The organism is Kytococcus sp. HMSC28H12, assembly GCF_001816045.1.
In the GTDB taxonomy this organism is placed as follows: Bacteria; Actinomycetota; Actinomycetes; order Actinomycetales; family Dermatophilaceae; genus Kytococcus; species Kytococcus schroeteri.
Genome location: NZ_KV824315.1, coordinates 1 through 1,624, shown reverse-complemented (window position 1 = coordinate 1,624; position 1,624 = coordinate 1). Strand labels below are relative to the sequence as shown.

General features: G+C 72.7%; 2 protein-coding genes. One reads left to right on the top strand and one right to left on the bottom strand.

Annotated elements, in window-relative coordinates; all coding sequences use genetic code 11:
- A partial coding sequence (locus HMPREF3099_RS02430; RefSeq protein WP_371327502.1) for a PD-(D/E)XK nuclease family protein occupies positions 1 to 704 on the bottom strand: 704 nt, incomplete at its 3' end.
- 205 nt (positions 705 to 909) lie between these two features.
- On the opposite strand from HMPREF3099_RS02430, the gene HMPREF3099_RS02425 reads away from it, so the two are divergent.
- Entirely contained in the window at positions 910 to 1,617 is a 708-nt protein-coding gene (locus tag HMPREF3099_RS02425) for a hypothetical protein (RefSeq protein ID WP_070703618.1), read from the top strand.
- Positions 1,618 to 1,624 lie beyond the last annotated feature (7 nt).

Genomic DNA, 1,624 nt, shown 5'->3' with positions numbered 1-1,624 from the left:
CACACGTCGCAGCGCCCGCAGGCGGCCACCCCCTCGGCGCCCCAGACCACCGACGCGCCACCCTCCCGGTGCGCGGTCACCAACCGGGAGAGCCGCGCCCACCGGTCACGCACCACCGCGGCGGTGGGGCCCAGCGGGTGGGCGTCCACGGCGCCGGTGCCCAGCACCAGCTCCACCTCGGGCGCCACGGGCACTCCCTGCCGCGTGAGGGCCTCGGCGTAGGCGGCCACCTGCAGCATCGAGGCCACGGTGGAGTGCGCGGCCAGCTTGGTGTCGCCCACGCGCCAGCCCTCGGGGGTGCGCACCACGAAGTCGGCCATGCCGCTCAGGGGCAGCAGGGGTGTGCCGTCGGCGGTGGTGCCCTCCAGCAGCACGGGGGCCTGGTGCACCACCTGCACGTCGGGGCGGCGGCACTGCTGCACCGTCCAGGCCATGCCGTCGGCCAGCGCGTTCCACGTGAAACCGCGCGGGCGCTCGCCGGTCACCACACCGGCACCGAACCGCTCGCGCAACCGCTCCAGCTCGCGCGTCTCGTGGGCCGTGCCCAGCTCCGCCAGGCGGTCGGCCATCGGGTCGTCGGCCACCTCGCGCGGGGCGCGGCCCAGCGTGACGTCCACGCGGTGCAGCAGCGCGAACTCGCACTCGCTGGCCAGGCGGAGGTCCTGGGCGCTGGTGGCCAGCGTCCCGTCATCGAGGAGGAACATGGCGCCACCCTAGGGGTGGGCACCGACACCCACGAGGGGTCGATGCGGTGGGCGCAGGTCTCCGCCGAGGGTCGCAGAGGGACGGGTCCGGTTGCCCCTATGGTGAAGACGTGCCCGCGGGAGCGGGCACCGTGCCGGGGAGGCACGTCTTCCCCGGGGCGTCCACACATCACGTACGTGCGTGCGTGACAACGAAAGGGATCCCATGACCATCACCAAGATCGCCGGTGGCTCCCTGGCCGCCGCCGTGGCCGTGGCCGGCCTGACCTTCGCCGGTGGCACCGCCGCCCAGGCCGCTCCGGGTGCTCAGGACAACCTGCCGACCTGCACCAAGTTCACGGGCAGCGGCTCGCACAAGATCACCGACGTCGACGGCAACGGCAAGGCCAGCGCCGGTGACAAGATCACCCTGACCGTCGTGCTGAAGAACGGCACCAAGTCGAACGTCCCCTTCCACGCCTTCAGCGCCCCGTACACGGACGCCAACGGCGGTGCCGCCTACTACTCCCTCACCACCAAGCAGGACACCCTCAAGGCCGGCGGCACCGTCACCCTGACCGGCACCCACACCATCAAGGAGGGTGACTTCGGCAAGACCAACCCGGTGACCCTGGTCGGCCCGGAGTTCGTCTACCACGAGAACAACGTGCCGTCCTGCAACGTGAAGCTGGCGAACGTGACCTTCCAGGGCGACGACCTGGGTGGCGACAAGCCGGCCCCCAAGCCGGAGCCGAAGCCCGAGCCCAAGCCGAAGCCGGAGCCCAAGCCCGAGCCGAAGCCGGAGCCCGGCCCCCCGGTGGACACCGGCTACATGGGTGAGGACAACACCGCCACCGCCGGCCTGGCCGGTGCGGGTCTGCTGCTGGCCGGTGCCGCCACCGTCGGCGCCACCCGCCTGCGTCGCAACAACTGACGCACGC